This window comes from Bradyrhizobium sp. HKCCYLRH1034 (assembly GCF_051168375.1).
In the GTDB taxonomy this organism is placed as follows: domain Bacteria; phylum Pseudomonadota; class Alphaproteobacteria; order Rhizobiales; family Xanthobacteraceae; genus Bradyrhizobium.
Map to the genome: position 1 here is coordinate 57,497 of NZ_JBNPUW010000004.1, position 16,225 is coordinate 73,721.

Annotated in this window: 14 protein-coding genes and 1 pseudogene; 10 read left to right on the forward strand and 5 right to left on the reverse strand. The window is 64.9% G+C overall.

Translation table 11 applies throughout. The features are described 5' to 3' along the window. The first annotated feature begins 449 nt into the window (after positions 1–449). Both ACQR0W_RS10475 and ACQR0W_RS10480 read left to right on the forward strand, forming a co-directional pair. Positions 450–794, forward strand: coding sequence for a hypothetical protein (locus ACQR0W_RS10475; protein WP_315718526.1), 345 nt, complete (start codon positions 450–452; stop codon positions 792–794). A 106-nt stretch (positions 795–900) separates the two neighbouring features. Further along, complete coding sequence (locus ACQR0W_RS10480) at positions 901–1,365, forward strand: RbsD/FucU family protein (protein ID WP_315718506.1); 465 nt, start codon at positions 901–903, stop codon at positions 1,363–1,365. A gap of 266 nt (positions 1,366–1,631) precedes the next feature. Here the strand turns inward: ACQR0W_RS10480 and ACQR0W_RS10485 are convergent, their stop codons facing one another. Continuing rightward, positions 1,632–2,012 (reverse strand): hypothetical protein, encoded by a 381-nt coding sequence (locus ACQR0W_RS10485; protein ID WP_316164640.1) that lies wholly within the window; start codon positions 2,010–2,012, stop codon positions 1,632–1,634. Between the two features lie 578 nt (positions 2,013–2,590). Next, complete coding sequence (locus ACQR0W_RS10490) at positions 2,591–3,796, reverse strand: M20/M25/M40 family metallo-hydrolase (protein ID WP_315749831.1); 1,206 nt, start codon at positions 3,794–3,796, stop codon at positions 2,591–2,593. Between the two features lie 143 nt (positions 3,797–3,939). Between ACQR0W_RS10490 and ACQR0W_RS10495 the strand changes: the two genes are divergently transcribed. The 6 genes from ACQR0W_RS10495 to ACQR0W_RS10520 all read left to right on the forward strand — a co-directional run bounded on the left by ACQR0W_RS10495 (position 3,940) and on the right by ACQR0W_RS10520 (position 8,566). Continuing rightward, positions 3,940–4,698, forward strand: a complete 759-nt coding sequence (locus tag ACQR0W_RS10495; protein WP_315749833.1) for an SDR family oxidoreductase — start codon at positions 3,940–3,942, stop codon at positions 4,696–4,698. Then, positions 4,695–5,603, forward strand: a complete 909-nt coding sequence (locus ACQR0W_RS10500) for a sigma-70 family RNA polymerase sigma factor (protein ID WP_316186895.1) — start codon at positions 4,695–4,697, stop codon at positions 5,601–5,603. Before ACQR0W_RS10495 ends, ACQR0W_RS10500 begins: the two co-directional genes overlap by 4 nt. 81 nt (positions 5,604–5,684) lie before the next feature. Then, entirely contained in the window at positions 5,685–6,251 is a 567-nt protein-coding gene (locus tag ACQR0W_RS10505; protein WP_315718501.1) for a cytochrome b, read from the forward strand. Positions 6,252–6,392: 141 nt separating this feature from the next. Next, complete coding sequence (locus ACQR0W_RS10510) at positions 6,393–6,797, forward strand: OsmC family protein (protein ID WP_316186896.1); 405 nt, start codon at positions 6,393–6,395, stop codon at positions 6,795–6,797. Then, positions 6,794–7,495 carry a VIT1/CCC1 transporter family protein gene (locus ACQR0W_RS10515; protein ID WP_316186897.1) on the forward strand — a complete coding sequence of 234 codons (702 nt, stop codon included), beginning with the start codon at positions 6,794–6,796 and terminating at the stop codon, positions 7,493–7,495. Before ACQR0W_RS10510 ends, ACQR0W_RS10515 begins: the two co-directional genes overlap by 4 nt. A gap of 63 nt (positions 7,496–7,558) precedes the next feature. Next, on the forward strand, positions 7,559–8,566 hold the full coding sequence (locus ACQR0W_RS10520) for an HlyD family efflux transporter periplasmic adaptor subunit (RefSeq protein WP_316186898.1): 1,008 nt from the start codon (positions 7,559–7,561) through the stop codon (positions 8,564–8,566). A gap of 926 nt (positions 8,567–9,492) precedes the next feature. Here ACQR0W_RS10520 and ACQR0W_RS10525 read toward each other — a convergent pair. Both ACQR0W_RS10525 and ACQR0W_RS10530 read right to left on the reverse strand, forming a co-directional pair. After that, positions 9,493–11,073, reverse strand: a complete 1,581-nt coding sequence (locus ACQR0W_RS10525) for an endonuclease/exonuclease/phosphatase family protein (protein WP_316170364.1) — start codon at positions 11,071–11,073, stop codon at positions 9,493–9,495. 24 nt (positions 11,074–11,097) lie between these two features. Beyond that, positions 11,098–11,835 carry a hypothetical protein gene (locus ACQR0W_RS10530; protein WP_316186899.1) on the reverse strand — a complete coding sequence of 246 codons (738 nt, stop codon included), beginning with the start codon at positions 11,833–11,835 and terminating at the stop codon, positions 11,098–11,100. Positions 11,836–12,006: 171 nt separating this feature from the next. Here ACQR0W_RS10530 and ACQR0W_RS10535 point away from each other — a divergent pair, with 171 nt between their 5' ends. Then, positions 12,007–12,657 carry a hypothetical protein gene (locus tag ACQR0W_RS10535; protein ID WP_315749844.1) on the forward strand — a complete coding sequence of 217 codons (651 nt, stop codon included), beginning with the start codon at positions 12,007–12,009 and terminating at the stop codon, positions 12,655–12,657. A 217-nt stretch (positions 12,658–12,874) separates the two neighbouring features. Beyond that, positions 12,875–13,245 (forward strand): annotated as a pseudogene (locus tag ACQR0W_RS10540) (hypothetical protein). A 737-nt stretch (positions 13,246–13,982) separates the two neighbouring features. On the opposite strand, the gene recQ reads toward ACQR0W_RS10540, so the two are convergent. After that, positions 13,983–15,788 (reverse strand): DNA helicase RecQ, encoded by a 1,806-nt coding sequence (recQ, locus tag ACQR0W_RS10545; protein ID WP_316186900.1) that lies wholly within the window; start codon positions 15,786–15,788, stop codon positions 13,983–13,985. Positions 15,789–16,225: the final 437 nt, after the last annotated feature.

Consider the following 16,225-nt stretch of genomic DNA (forward strand, 5'->3'; position numbering starts at 1 on the left):
CCCGTAACGAGGCGCCTTGAGCATCACGCGCCTCTGCGGCCTTTTCCTGATATCGCCTGGCCGACGCGCTGCTTTCGTAGTTGAATTGTCGTTTCCGCTCAGCTCTCATTGATGAGCTGCTGGCACCAAGGTCAGAAGTTGCTCATTGCCGTGTAGGCAATAGCAGCCGATGGTTGCCGAACGGGCGCTCGGCATGAGCCGCCCATCTGCCGTGTGGAAATTCCGGTTACGACAATCCGGAGTTGCCGGCTTTGTTCCGGGCCTGCGGCCGCGGCCCTGGAGGAGCGTCCGCGTGCATCGGGACCTGTTGTGCGCGGTGAAGTCAGGCCGTGGATGGTTGCCGGTGGGATGGCGGCGTCGTACGCTCGCGCGCCACGTGACAGGTGGCATGATCGGGGACCGGGTCGTTTCAGGATGAGGCGCTGATGGCGCGGAGGGCAGCTCGCGTGATGGATGAGGACGACCCGAGCGGAGAGATCTCCCGGATCGAGGCGCGGATCGACGAGCTTGCCGAGATGGCGGAGCGGTGCCGAAAGATCATCCTGGCCTCGAAAATCGCGATAGCGGGCGGCGCCGCATTGCTGCTCGGCGCGGTGCTCGGCCTGCTCGGATCCGATGCGGTCGCGCTCCTCGGCGCCATTGCGGCGCTGCTCGGCGGCATCGTGTCGCTCGGATCGAATGTCAGCACGTTGCGACAGACAATGGCGGCGATGGCCGCCGCTGAAAGGCTGCGCTCGGACCTGATCGGCAGCATCGATCTTCGCCTGGTCGGCGAGAGGCGAGGGAGCGTGTAGTTCGCGATGGGATGATGGCGTGACGCGCTCCAGGTGTTGGCAGCAGTTGCCCTTGGCCGATGGCCCGGCGACCTGGTCCGTTCGATGAAAATGACAGGGAGACCACATGCTCAAGGGGATCGATCCACTGCTCAATGCCGACGTGCTCCATGCGCTCCGCGCGATGGGGCATGGCGACCGTCTCGTGATCTGCGACACCAATTTTCCGGCGGATGCGATCGCGCGGCAGACAGTGTTCGGCGGGCTGCTGCGCATCGATAATGTCAGCGCGGCGCGCGCGGTCCAGGCCGTGCTGTCGGTGCTGCCGCTCGACAGCTTCATCGACGATGCCGCCGTGCGGATGGAAGTCGTGGGCAGTCCTGCGGAGGTGACGCCGGTGCAGCAGGAGGTGCAGGCGGTGATCGACCGCGCCGAGGGCAGGTCGTGGCCGCTGGTCGGCGTCGAGCGCTTCGCATTCTATGAGATGGCCAGATCAGCCTATTGCGTGATCGCCACCGGCGAGCGCCGGTTCTACGGCTGCTTCATCTTCAGCAAGGGCGTCATCCCGCCGGATGGCGCATCGGGATCATGATGCCGGCTGGCGCGCCGCATTTGGGCAGCGGTGCGCATGCCGGCAAGGGTATCGCGATCGGTCATCCGCCTCGCGTTCGACGCGTAGCCCCCGCCGCGGCTCAATGGGCTTCGGGGAAGCGACCCGGCGAGAGATCGGTCCCGCATGTCGCTGCGCTCATGGCAGGTTACGGGACTGATCGCGACGGCAGAGAAGCGAGTCCAGCGCCGGGCGAGCGCCGCGAGACCTCGCCCGATGCCGCGTCGAGGTTTCAATCAGAAGCGGTCTCAGCGGCAATTCCAGGTCGTGCCCTGCGCGCAGACCGCGTTCGGGCTGTCGCCGCCATAGACCTGATAGGGGTATTCGCCCTTGCGGTAATAGCCATAGGCGTGTGGGTTCACGCCGTAGTAGGACGGAGCCGCGTAATACGCCGGGCCGTCATAGACCGGGCCATCGTAATAATCGTAGGCGTCGCGGCTTGCGGCGATCGCAAGACCGGTGCCGATGGCACCCGCCGCAAGCGCCGCGCCGATCGCAGCGCCGCCGCCGCCGCCGTGCCAGCGCCCATTTCGCGCGTCGGCACTGGTCGGGGTGAAGGCGCCGATCGCGAGTGCAGTCAATGAAGCAATTGCGGCCGTGCGGCCGAGCAGAGCTGGTTTGGTCGACATGTCAGGCCTCCAGTGAAGTGCGCCGTGATTGGCTGATGTCTCCGGTGTCCGGCTCTGCCGAGAACTGTGACGAACGTCAGAGCCGTACAATGCCGGCAAACGGATGATCGATTGCGGTTCTGGACCTGACCTCGCCGAGGAGCTGGCGACGGTCCAACGCGAATGGCAGGTCCATCGCACTAGAACCGCCGTCCCGCTTTGGAGTTCCGGCCCCGCCCGAACTTCCATGCGATCGGACAGGGGCCGCTGGGCACGCAGAGGAGGAATGGCTCGTGCTTTGCCGACCCGGCAGCCCGGTGCCGGAGCCAACTCATCACTGTGACGGTGGATTCCAATCACTGAAGACGTTTGAAGGGCGTCGATGAGACTGGCCGCCGTGACCCGACGAGCTCGCGCCATCCCGAGCTGCACGACGGGCAATCTCTGCCTGGGTGCCATCCGCCGCGGGAGCGCGACGTCATGGCCTCGCTGTTCGACCTGTTCGGAACATGCGCGTTTGCTGGCGAGCCCGTCATCACGACGTTGCGCGGGAGCAAGGAGGTTGCAGCCATCCAAGTGCGTGTCCGGATGGCGTCGTCTCACCCCATCGTCGCCAGCCTGACCGCCAGCGCACACGCCCGATCGTATTCGTCCAGGTTGATCCATTCGTCAATCGTGTGCGGCTCGTTCTGGCCGGTGCCGAAGGTCACGGTGGGGATGCCGTGGCGGACCATCCAGTTGGCGTCGAGGCCGCCATTGCCGGCGCGCAGGGTCGGCGCGGCGCCGATGTCGGAAACGGCAGCCATGGCGCGCTTGACGACGGGAAGGGTCTCCTTCATCCGGAACGGATGATAGTCGGTCTCGGCCTTGAACTTGACGCGGCCGGACTTGCCCTCGCTGTTGGTGACCTGCTTGGCCGCCTTCTCGAAGGCCGCCTTGTAGGCCTTGGTGATCTCGCGGATGAATTTGGCATCGTGGCTGCGGCATTCGCCGCGGACGTGGACGTAGTCGGTGACGACGTTGGTGGCGTCGCCCGCGGGGCGGCCTTCGCCGCCGGTGACCGGACCGACATTGCTGGTGCCAAGCCTCGCGTCCTTGCCCTTGCCCTTCACCACCTTGCCGAACCAGCCGCCGGCTTTCACCTCGGCGAGCGCGAGCGCCAGGATCATGGTGGCGCTGATGCCGCGCTCAGGCGCGACGCCGGCATGCGAGGCGCGGCCGAAGATCTCGACCTCCCAGCGGTCGGCGCCGACAGCGCCGATCGTGACGGCGGAGGCCGAGCTGCCGTCGAAATTGAACGCCATCTCGGGCGCGCCGAGGTCGTCGGTGTTGACGTGCCGCGCGCCATAGAGCCCGCTCTCCTCGCGCACGCAGAACAGCAGCGTGATCGGCGGATGATCGAGCTTCTGCCGGATCAGCTCGGCCGCGAGCGTGACGAGAATGCCGCAGCCGCAGCGATTGTCGCCGCCGAGCGCGGTCCTGGCCTGGTTGACGATCTTGCGACCGGAGATCTTCGGCTGCGCGCCGGCGCACAGCGGCACCGTGTCCATGTGGGTCATGAACATGATCCGCGGCTGATTGTGCTGGCTGCCGCGGCCGGGCAGCTCGACGATCAGGTTGCCGGTCTCGGTCGGCAGCGGAATGCGCGTATTGGCATCGTCGAGCCGCATCGCCTTGGCCGGCACGCCGGCCTGCTTCAGCGCCGCCATGATCTCGCGCCCGATCGCCTTTTCCTGTCCGGTCACGCCCTGGACGGCGAGAAAACGCATCAGACGATCGGTGGCGGCGGTGGTGTCGACGGACATGAAGCGATTCCCGTGATGAACGATGTGCCCGGAGCATCCAGCCGGGCGGCCGGTTGCGCAAGGGGGCTCGCATTGGTTTCGCCGCCCGACTCTTTTCCGATGCCTCGATCGTTTTCATGTCATCTGGACATTGGAGCATCATCATGAGCCTGAAAGACAAGACGATCGTCGTGACCGGCGGAAGCCGCGGCCTTGGCTTGGGAGTCGTGGAGGCCCTCGTCGATCGCGGCGCCAAGGTGACCGTCGTCGCGCGCGGAACCGAGGCGCTGAACGCGATTGCTGCGCGCCTGGGTGTGGCCACGATCGCGGCCGACGTCACCGACGAGGCCGCTGCGCATCGCATCGTCGGCGATATCAGCCCCGACATCCTGATCTTGAACGCCGGCACAACGCCGCACATGGACCGGCTGGATCGGCTGACCTGGAGGGATTTCTCGGTTGCCTGGGAAACGGACGTCAAGGCGGGCTTGTACTGGATCCAGGCGGCGCTCAAGCTCCCCCTGAAACCAGGAAGCCGCGTCCTGGTCGGATCGAGCGGCGCGGCGGTGGGCGGTTCGCAGATGTCAGGCGGCTACGGCGGCGCCAAGCGCATGCTCTGGTTCATGGCGAAATACGCCAACGGCGTGTCGCAGGACGACAGGCTCGGCATCCGCTTCCAGGCGATCGTGCCGCGTATGATGATCCTGGGCACGGGAGTGGGGGATACGGCCGCGGGTGCTTATGCCGGGTCCATGGGCATTGCGCCGGAAGCGTTCGTTGCCCGCTTCGGCGCGCCGATGCCGCCACGGGCGTTCGGCGATCGTGTGGTCGCAGTGCTGGAGGACCCGCGGTTCGTCGACGGCGTCGTGTTCGGTCTCAACGGAGATTCCGGCGTGACGGTGATGGAAGGAGCGGCAGCTTGAGCGACGGCGGACATGCTTCGCGCGGCGCGCGCAGCGCCGAGCTCGTGGCCCTCGCAGAGCAGCTGCGGCCCGAGCTGCATCGTTATTGCGCGCGCCTGATGGGCTCTGTGATCGACGGCGAGGACGTCGTGCAGGACACCCTGACAAAAGCGCTCGTCGCGGTGGACGAGATGCGCGACGTCGTGATGCTGCGTGCCTGGCTGTTCCGGGTCGCGCATAACCGGGCGCTGGACCTGCTGCGCAGCCGTGCGATCCGGGCCGCCGAACCGATGGAGGCGGCTGACGGTGTCGCCGACGACACCGTGCCGGATGCCGTGGAGGCGATGATGCGCGACGAGGCGATCCGGACCGCGGTGTCGCGCTTCACGGAGCTTCCGATCCCTCAGCGGAGCGTCCTCGTTCTGAAGGATGTGCTCGATGAGTCGCTCGCCGACATCGCGGCGCTGCTCGACCTGACGGTGGACTCGGTGAAGGCACATCTCGCCCGCGCCCGGGCGCGGCTCTCCGAGATCAACGCTGTGGCCGAGGCGCGGCCGGCGGCGAGACCCGCCTCCGATGCGGCGACACGCTATGTGAGCCTGTTCAACCGGCGTGATTGGGACGGCCTGCGCGCGCTGCTGGCGCAGGACGTCAAACTGCACCAGTCCACTCATCCCGTCCGTGTCGGCCCGGCCGATGTCGGGATGTTCTTCAGCATCTACGCCGGGATGGACGGCGTCTGGCTGGCGCCGGCCTGGCTCGAGGGCCGGGAAGTGATCGCCGTGTTCGAACGCCAGGGCGATCCGCGGCCCAGCTACGTCATGTGGCTGAGCTGGCGCGACGGCAAGATCAGCTTCATCCGCGACTACCGCTACGTCCGCTATGTCATCGCCGATGCAGAGCTGGCACTCGCCCCGCCGTCCTGAGCACCCAGACCGGCAAGGGCTTGATCCACATCAACGAGGGACGGTCGCGCCAGGAGCATCTTTTGACCAAAGAGGTCTGAGATGCAGCTCTTCAACTCGACGAGGGACTACGGGGCGATTCCGCAGACGCTGCATTGGCTGACGGTCGTTCTCGTGGCCGTCGCCTGGGCGCTTGGGGTCTTCGGTGACGTGCTGCCCAAGGGCGCGCCGCGCGAGTCCGGCCTGCTCGTCCATGTCACGGCTGGGATCGCGATCCTCATGCTTCTGGCGGTGCGCCTGGCTTGGCGGCTGGCCGATCCTTCTCCGCCGCCCGAAGCGACCGAGTTCGCCACATGGATGGGAAAGTGGCAGGATCCGGCCGCGCGTTTCGCGCACTACGTTCTCTATGCGCTGCTCTTTGCCGTGCCCGTCGTTGGCATCGTGTTGCAGTTTGCGCGCGGTGATTCCTTGCCGCTGTTTGGCATTGCCGAGATCGCGTCGCCCTGGCCCAAGGACCGCGCGTTTGCTCACAACGTCAAGGAAGTGCATGAAATTCTCGCCCACGCCCTCGTCATCGTGGCCGCAATGCATGCGGCCGCCGCGCTGATCCATCACTGGATCTTCCGGGATCGGACGCTGCTTCGCATGCTGCCTCACTCGGACGACTAGGGAAGGCGACACGCCTGTCGGAAACCATGGATTGCGCCGGTCGCTTCTGCCGCCGTAACCGGACGGTCGCGATCCGATCGATCACTCCGCTCATGGTTCGGATTGCCAACCCCAAGGACACGCGGCCCGGAGACTCCCCCAATGCTAGAGTATCGCGTCAACGCCCGACGGATCGATGCGCATGAAAGCGTGGCTGACTGCAAGGATGCGACCGTGGTGCTCGACACCGATGTCCAGGGACGGCGGGATGCGTTCAACCCGGCCGAGCTTCTTCTCGCCGCGGTTGCCGCCTGCATGATCAAGGGAATCGAACGCGTGACGCCGATGCTCAAGTTCCATGTTCGTGGCGTCGAGGTGCGACTGATCGGCTTCCGTCAGGACAGCCCGCCGATGATGGCGTCGATCGATTACGAGCTGATCATCGACACCGACGAAGACGACCGCCGGCTCGAGCTGCTTCATCAGAATGTCAGGAAGTATGGAACGATTTCCAACACCGTGGCGGCCGCCACGAAGTTGCAAGGCGTGATCAGGAGAAAGACATGAGCCGCCTTCACGTCCACCCCGAAAGCCATCTGGTGGCGCGGATCGGATGGCTCAGAGCGGCCGTTCTGGGAGCCAATGACGGCATCATTTCGACTGCGAGCCTGATCGTCGGTGTTGCTGCGGCAGCAGCGACACGAAACGACGTCCTGATCGCAGGCGTGGCGGGATTGGTCGCCGGAGCGATGTCGATGGCCGCCGGTGAATATGTCTCCGTCAGCTCGCAGTCGGATACGGAGCAGGCCGACCTGGCCCGGGAACGCAAGGAACTGAGCGACAACCCCGTATTCGAACGCGACGAGCTTGCCGATATCTACGTCAAGCGAGGTCTGGATCAATCCCTTGCGCGGCAGGTGGCCGAGCAGCTGATGGCGAAAGACGCACTGACGGCTCATGCCCGTGACGAATTGGGAATCTCGGAGATCACCGCAGCGCGGCCGATCCAGGCTGCCCTGACCTCGGCCATGATGTTTTCGGTGGGGGGCGCCATGCCCTTGCTGATGGTCGTGGTGTCGCCCGCCAATTTGCTGGTCCCGATCGTCTCCGCGGCTTCTCTCGCCTTTCTCGCGGTGCTGGGAGCGATCGGCGCAAAGGCAGGCGGGGCCAACATTCCGCGCGCCACCTTTCGCGTGACGTTCTGGGGGGCCTTCGCCCTGGGTCTCACCGCAGGCATCGGAAGGCTGTTTGGGGCCGTTGTTTGAAGCGCTGGCAAAGCTTGCGCGACGGTCAACGGCGTTACCCCGTCTGGTGTCGAGGCTGCGGCGGTGTCGGTGTCGTCGACACGGGCATTATTTCGAGAAATTGAAGACCCAATTCGGTCCTGGCGCCATTATCAACCGGCCCGCGAGCCGCCACATCTCGCGTCACGGGCATTCGATGGGTGCGACCCTGACATCAACAGGATGCCGCCGAGGCGGCAACGCGCCCGATGCCGTGGTCGTGAGGAGCGAGTGGTGGACGGACAGCAAGCGCCGGGCGGATCCCGGCCGGTCATTCTGCATCAGGAGCGTCCCCCGGCGGAGCCGCGCGCCAGGGCGTCCGCAGGACGTGCGCTGTGGTTGCTCGTCGCGCTCAGCCTGATGTTCGGAATGCTGGTCGCGGTGCCGTGGATGGTCGAGTATGTGACCGTGGGCCAATATCTGGTTCACACCGATGATGCCTATGTCAGTATGAACGAGATTCCGGTCAGGTCGGCGGTGTCCGGCCTGGTCAGGGACCTGCTCGTGACCGACAATCAGGAGATCGCTGCGGGACAGGTTCTCGCGCGGATCGAGCACCGGGACGAGCGCGCTTCGACGGTCGCGCTGAACGACGTCATCGCTCCCGTCGCCGGCGTCGTGGCTGCAAGCGGTCTCCATGTCGGCGACGCCGTGACGACAGATCGGTCGTTGATGGCGGTGGTCACGCCAGGCGAGCCCCACGTCATCGCAGCCCTCGCGGTTTCCGAGATCACCTATGTCGCGATCGGACAGGCGGTCACGATCGACGTGCCGGGCCTGCCCGCCCGGCTCTATGGACATGTCGCGGATGCTGAGTGGATCGGCGCGGCGTCCGGCTCGCCAACCGGCGAAGCGCGGATCGCGCTGAAGATCAGCCTGCTTCAGGCGGCCATGCCCGCCGGATTGCGATCGGGCATGGCTGTCGGCGCGACGATCCTGACCGGCCTGACCGGGACGGAGCGGATGGTCTCGCAGATCCTGCGGGAGAGGGCGCAGAGGACCTGCCACTGCGAGCAGGATCTCCAGCCCGCGTCGGTGCAGCGGCGCATCTGACCACGGCCATCCCTGCGCGACGGGCAATCCGTGCATGCCTCTCATGCCTGAACTGCCCGTCGTGCCAGTTTGTCGCGGACTCATCACTTGCACCGTCGGGCAAATCACCTCCACATTTCCTGTTATCCCGGCTCGCTGAAGAGGGACGTTTCGCGATCGTCACGAGCGTCGAGCCGGAAGATGCGATGGGCGCGTTGCTCCGCAGCCGGGTGTCACAGCCCGCGCCGACGAACGGAGCGATGCGACGGCGAAGTGGTGTGGTCCAGGCATCGCGGTGCTGATGCCAAGCCGGCGGTGATGATGATCCGCCGGCGACGGGGGCAAGACAGCCGATCCCCGGGGAGAGCGCCTATAAGTCGTCAAACCGTCGCGCAGGGAAGGCCGGATATTGGGCTGAACCTGTGGTTCTGCCGCGTGCTTTTTGCTGCACGCGGACCGCGGGTATCAGCTGATACCCGATCTTCCCTGCGCCTCTTCTTCGGAGGAAGAGGTTCACTCAAGATGACAACTCGGGCGGATGCCGCCGCGAGATGGCTCAGCCTTGCCTGCTGTTTGAAACGTACAACACGCGGTCGTGCGATGTCCCGCACCAAGTGGGCAGTCGCAAGGTGATCTGCGGCCCTATCTCGACGTGATCGAGAGCGTCTTCTTCACCGGCGGCCTGTCGGTGACGATCAAGTCGCACCACAAGGTCGGCGGCCTGCCGGCGCGCATGAACATGAAGCTGGCCGAACCCTTATGCTCAGCGGTCGGCGAGAGGTTGGTGATGCTAATGGCCTACCGTTTACCAAGTCGAGTGCCAAGACGCCTCAACTTGGCATCCCCGCCGACAAGCGCTGCGCAGACGGCCAAGTCGGCATTGTCGACGATGAGTGACCCATTCTGTGACTCCGAGCCTCTGCCGCGCTTCTTGAACGCCCGGAGCTCTAGTGCCTTGGGCTGGCGAACAAAGTCGCCTCCAGTCCGATGTGGTTCGAAAGATAGTCCTGCGGGCCGGGGGTGACGACCCAGCGAATGCGTGACTTGAAAGCACGCCGGCGCACACGTGAGACGTCGAGATTGAAGCCGTGAAATGCAGTCGCACGTTCCATGAACAGGTAGTCGATCCTCGATCCGGTGGGATTCGCGTCGTCTGGCTGCATGTCGTCGCAGTAGTAATCGACATCATCCGACATCGTCGGCGTGGCAACGGCCGGATCGTAGGCTTGCCGATATGCCTCGCTGGCGCGATAGACCTTACAGTTGGTATTGAAGTCGTTGTAGATCGGCTCGTCGCCCTCGCCGTGACGGTCGGTCAAACCGTCGCTTTTCATCGTATCGTACGGGACGCTCCACAGGTCATAGAAGCCGGCCTGCTCCATCGCCGCGACCAGGTTGTGGTATTCGTCGGTATCAGCACCGATGTTGAAATCTCCGGCGACAATGGCCACGTTGGATGGAAGGTGCGTCGCCTTGATGAAGGCAATCAACTCATCAATCTGCGTGCGCCTGACGTCGATCTTCTCCGCGTCAGTTGGGCCGGGCGGCAGAAGGCCGCCATCGCCGGCATAAACATGCGTCGAATAGAGCTCGATCGCACCGAAGCCGACCGGGATACGCGTGAGTTGCACCCCTTTGTTCGCCCATTTGTCAGAATCGAACATGTAGCCCATCTCGCATCCGCCGGGCATCACTCGCGACACGCCGTCCGCGGCATAGACATGCCCGCCGCCATTCTCGATCGTCCGCGTCGGGCTGAGGACGAGGATCCCGCTCTGCAGTTGCTTGTAGGCGAGGGAGCCGGTCGGTCCGTCGACATGCTGCGCGGTGCCATGTGCCAGGATCGTATCCCGCGTATCCTGGTCCCAAGCCTCGACCAGCGATACGAGGTCGTAGGCGAACACCCTCCGGCCGATTTCGTCGGCGCGCTCGGGGATGACCGGCTTCTCCATGACACTCACTTCGAACACGCCAAGCACCGGCGCGACCAACTGCATCAGCACCTCGAATACGACCTCCTCGGGGATCGAGAAGAGGCTTATCAGCCAGTCGAGGTCGGAACTGAGATTTTCGATGATGTATCCGCCGAGCGAGAGGCAGTTGCCCACCAGCTTGCAGGCATCGTTCAGCGGGTTGGCGGAAACGCCGCAGACTTCCACGATCGGCGGGAAGATGCGGTCGCAGACATCTCCGATGTCGGCCCCGATCATCTCCAGTGCCTTGCCGATGAACTCAGCCGATGAGACCCCAAGACAAGCCGCGAAGTGGCCCACCCCTCCGGCAGCGGCGACGATCTCCTTCAGCCCGATCTTCGCGCGCAGGCACCAGATGTTGTAGTGGAGGAATGAAATTCGTGTCGTGGAGGGGCCTGAGAGGCGCCAAGCCGCCTCGGCGAACGAAGCCGTCGGCAGGGTCGTTCCCGGTGCCGCTCCGGGGTAGCGCAGCCTGGACAACAGGCTGTGCATCGACTGCGGCGGGTAAAGTGCGTCGGCCTGCTGCGCGAGCTGATTGAACGACGTGGTGGGCATGCGCGCGTCCTCCTGACTGGTGAATCAGCTTGCCTGGAAGCGATAGGCGAGCGTCGGCCACGACAGCCAGCGTTCCGGCGCCCGTCTGACTTCCTGCTCGATCTTCTGGTTCACCCAGGCAGCGAGATCCTCCGGCTGCTTGCCGGCGGTGGGCAGTGTCGCCACCACTTCCACGCGGCTGTCCCTGGGCGCTATCAGCGCCAGCGTGTAGCCGTTGCGGATCGCAAGCCTCAGAATGGCGGCCGGAGTCTTGCTGGGGCGCCCGAAGAATGGGCTGCGGATGAACTCGGTGCCCGGATGAATATTGTCCATCATCGCGAACACGTTGCGGCCTTCGCGCATGTACGCGGCGAGCGCCGCCGCACCGCCTTCGGCCCGGAAGTTCAGTGTGGTGCCTGCGTCCTTCAACTCGGAGAGCCAGGGAGCATCATTCGATACCAGAACGACCACATGCTTTTTTTCCGCAGTCCCGAGCAGGCTCGCGAGCTCCGGGAAGTACCATCCGACAATCAGCAGCTTCCCCGATGCCGGCAGGTTCAGATCGATCTGCCGCGTCTTCCATGCACTTAGATTGCTCATGGCCTCGAGCCAAGCCCGCTGATGAGCCGAGCTGAAATCGGCGCGGGCTCGAACGTGGGGCGTGGGGAGCAGCTTGCCTGCCCAGGCGAAGGCATGGTCCGCGCAGGCCGGAACCGACCTCTCGACTGCGTCGACCTTCAATCCGTGAATGCCGCTCAGGACGGTGTGCAGATCATTGGGCATTTCAAGACCCCGCCAGTTCCCATGTTCTGAGCGCGGCCTGGCGCGCGCCAGAACATCCTACTTCGTAGTTAACGGTCGCAGGCGCCAGCCGATGGAGCGTTGACGTGAATCAAACTGCGGCGGCCGAGTTGACGATATTTTAAGTTACATCTTCAGCGGGAGGCGGCGAACATGACGAGCGACATCAAACTCACCGACACGTCGGTCATCCTGGAAGGATCAACGACTGTGCTGCAGAGCGGCAATGTCAGGGTTCCCGTCGACGCGCAGGGCTATCCCGGCATGCTCAGAATCGAGTTTGACGGCGCGGCGGCCCACGCGGGACGTCTCTTGCTAGCCCCGGCTTGGTTGGGGCGAGCGATAATGGCATGCAACGTCGAGACCGTGCAGCTCCAGAGCCCGAAAGTGCCTCCGGCGGCGCGCGCGGCGCTCTCTCACTCCCAGGCTGACGAACTTGTTCTCAACGATGGCAAGCATTACGCCGGGGGCGTTTCGATTCACGGTGCGGCGAAACTCGAAGACGTGACCGTTAAAGGCGCCGCGCGGTTCGAGAAAACCGTTACCGCTCCAGACGGAATTGTCGCGGGTGGCGTTACGATCGCAGTCCCCGCACCGCCCGCATTGCAACCGGGTCTATCAGTTGCGAGCTCCCGCACCAGCATGGAGATCAGCTCGTCGACCATTCGTGTGACAACGAGCCATGTCGGGATGATGGGGCATCAACCCGCGCCGGACGTCCTTGACCTGGTCGCGGAGATCCGCAGCCTTCGCGACCGGGTGGCCGCGCTGGAGAAGAAAGCCGGGGTTCCCGTGCCGGCCTAGTTTCGAGAGGCTCCTCGGCTTGGTCGCGCCGTAACAAAGCCAGATGCCATGCGTTGGTGTGATCCAAGGCCTGTAATATCTCAGATGATCGCGAGCTTCATCAAGGTCGATGCCTCACGGCCGCAAACCATCTCTTGGATTGTCCAACCAATGGCCGTACGTTGGTGGGCGGGGACGGAATTAGCCCAAAGCAACACCGTGGAGAACAGTTGGTCTGATGGATGAGGACGACCCGAGCGATCAATCTCCCTCATCGAGGCGCGGATCGAACAGCTGGCCGACGCGGCCGAGCGGTGTCGAAAGATCATCATGGCCTCGAAGATCGTGATATCCGGCTGCGCCGCGTTGCTGCTCGGGGCGGTGCTGGGCCTGCTGGGGTCCAATGCGGTCGTCGTCCTCGGGACGATTGCCGCGGTGCTCGGCGGCATCGTTTCGCTCGGATCGAACGTCAGCACCTTGCGACAGACCATGGCGGCGACGGCCGCCGCTGAAACGTTGCGCTCGGACCTGATTGGCAGCATCGATCTTCCGGCCCCGCCCGAACTTCCATGCGGTCGGACCAGTGCCGCCGGGCACGCGGAGAAGTAGAATGGCTCGTGCTTTGCCGACCCGGCAGCTCGGTGCCGGAGCCAAGCTCATCACTGTGACGGTGCATTCCAATCACTGAAGACGTTTGAAGGCGTCGATGGGACCGGCTGCTGTGACCCGACGAACTCGCGCCATCCCGAGCTGCACGACGGGCAATCTCTGCATGGCGCGTATGCGCCAACTGCCCGTCGTGCCAGTTTGTCGCAAACTCATCACTTGCACCGTCGGGCAAATCACATCCACATTTCCTGTTATCCCGGCTCGCTGAAGAGGGACGTTTCGCGATCGTCACGAGCGTCGAGCCAGGGAGGCGACGGGCGCGTTGCTCCGCAGCCGGGTGTCAAAGCCCGCGCCGACGAACGGAGCGATGCGACGGCGAAGTGGTGTGGTCCTGGCATCGCGGTGCTGATGCCAAACCGGCGGTGATGATGATCCGCCGGCGACGGGGGCAAGACAGCCGATCCCCGGGGAGAGCGCCTATAAGTCGTCAAACCGTCGCGCAGGGAAGGCCGGATATTGGGCTGAACCTGTGGTTCTGCCGCGTGCTTTTTGCTGCACGCGGACCGCGGGTATCAGCTGATACCCGGTCTTCCCTGCGCCTCTTCTTCGAGGAGAAGGGGACTTCAGTTGCATAACCCGGGCGTCATCAGCGGCGGGATCGCGAGGCCATGTGTGAGCCATGTGTGCCGTCTGATCGTCGAGCGAAGGAGCCGCGGTGCTGCTGGACGATGGCCGGCTCAGGCGCCCGCATCATGCGCATTGATCACCGCCACGAAGGCCTCGCCGTAGCGCGCGAGCTTGACCGTGCCGGCACCGGGGATGCTCGCAAGCTCCGCGACGGAGCGCGGATGGCGGGCCGCCATTTCGGCCAGCGTCTTGTCGTGGAAGATGACATAGGGCGGGACGTTCTGCGCCTTGGCGAGCTCCATCCGGCGTACGCGCAGCTTCTCGAATAGGTCGCGGTCGAGGTCGGGAAATGCCGCCGTGGTCTGCCGCTCCCGGGATTTGCGGTCGCGCCGCGACTTCTTCAGCACGCGCAGGCTGAGCTGCGGCTTGTCGCGCAGGAACTGGCGACCCTCGGGCGAGATCGACAGGCCGCCATGGCCGGCGACGTCGACGCTGATCAGACCATGCGCGACGAGCTGGCGGACGATCGAGCGCCAGGCGTTGCGGTCGTGCTCCTTGCCGATGCCGAAGGTCGAGAGCTTGTCGTGGCCGAGCCGTTCGATGCGCTCGTCGGTCTCGCCGAGCAACACCGCGATGACGTGGGCCTGGCCGAAGCGCTCGCCGGTGCGGTGGATGCAGGACAGCAGCTTCTGCGCGGCGATGGTGCCGTCGAAGGTCTCCGGCGGGTCAAGACAGATGTCGCAATTGCCGCACGGCGCGCAATCGTCGCCGAAATAGCGCAGCAGCACTTGGCGGCGGCACTGGCAGGTCTCGGCGAAGCCGAGCAGCGCATCGAGCTTGCGGCGCTCGGTGCGCTTGCGCGCATCGGGCGCGTCGGACTCGTCGATGAAGCGGCGGCGCAGCGCGATGTCCTCCGCCCCGTACAGCATCAGAGTCTCGGAGGGCAGGCCGTCGCGCCCGGCGCGGCCGGTCTCCTGGTAGTAGGCCTCGATGCTGGAGGGCAGATCGGCATGAACAACGAACCGCACGTCGGGCTTGTCGATGCCCATGCCGAAGGCGATCGTGGCGACCATGATCAGGCCCTGCTCGAGCTGGAAGCGGCGCTGGTTCTTCTCGCGCGCCTTCATCTCCATGCCGGCATGATAGGGCAGCGCCGGGAAGCCATGATCGCTGAGCGAGGCGGCGACCTCCTCGGTCTTGCGCTTGGACAGGCAATAGACGATGCCGCTCTCGCCCTCGCGCGATTTCAGGAAGGCCAGCATCTGCTGCATCGTGCTGGTTTTCTCCGCTGCGCCATAGCGGATGTTCGGCCGGTCGAAGCCGGCGATGAAGCTGTTGCCGTCGCCGATCGAAAGATGCTCGACGATCTCGGCCCGCGTCGGCGCATCGGCCGTGGCGGTGAGTGCGATGCGCGGGATGGTCGGGAACAGCCCGGCGAGGCAGTCGAGGGCGCGGTATTCGGGACGGAAATCATGGCCCCATTGCGAGACGCAATGCGCCTCGTCGATCGCGATCAGCGACAACCGTGCGGTCTTGAGCCGCTCGAGGTTCTCCGCCTTGAGCAGCGTCTCGGGTGCCATGTAGAGGAGATCGAGCTCGCCGCGTTCGATGTCCTGCCACAGCAGGTCCTTCTCGGCGCCCCAGAGCCGCGAGTTCAGCGCCGCGGCCTTCACGCCGGCCTGCCGCAGCGCCGCGACCTGGTCCTCCATCAGCGCGATCAGCGGCGAGATGATCAGCCCGAGACCGGGACGCGCCAGCGCCGGGATCTGGTAGCACAGCGACTTGCCGCCGCCGGTCGGCATCAGCACGAAGGCATTGTGGCCGGCGATCACGTGCTCGACGATGTCACGCTGCCGGCCGCGGAAACTGTCGTAGCCGAACACGGTCTTGAGGATCGAGAGCGGATCGGCGGCCATGGGAATGCACTTCTTCGGCAGACAGAGGGACTGGATAAGTCCCGTTGCAGCCCGCTGCCGTCAAGCAAAAGCTGGCCGCCGACGCGCATGTCAGCGGGCCCGAAAAGCATGGACCGGGGGACAGCGGCAGGGGCGCGTTGGACAAGCCGGCGAGTTATGGCAGAATCGACATGCATCGCAGTATGTTCTGATCCTGATCCAACCATGGGCTCCTGGGGGGAGCCGGGTGCATTGGCACCTCGCCGGGCGCAAGTGCTGGTCGATGCCGATCCGCAGTGGTCGGTGGTGCAGCTCGCCGAGCGGCAGCGTGCGCTCGCCATGCAAAGCTCGGGGGCGTGGCGCCGCGAGATCGCGAGACATGTTGAATCGTTGGAATTCGCTTCGACGTCGCCGTTTCGTATACGGTGGCGGCCGGTCGAGGCCGGTCCGCAAAGAGA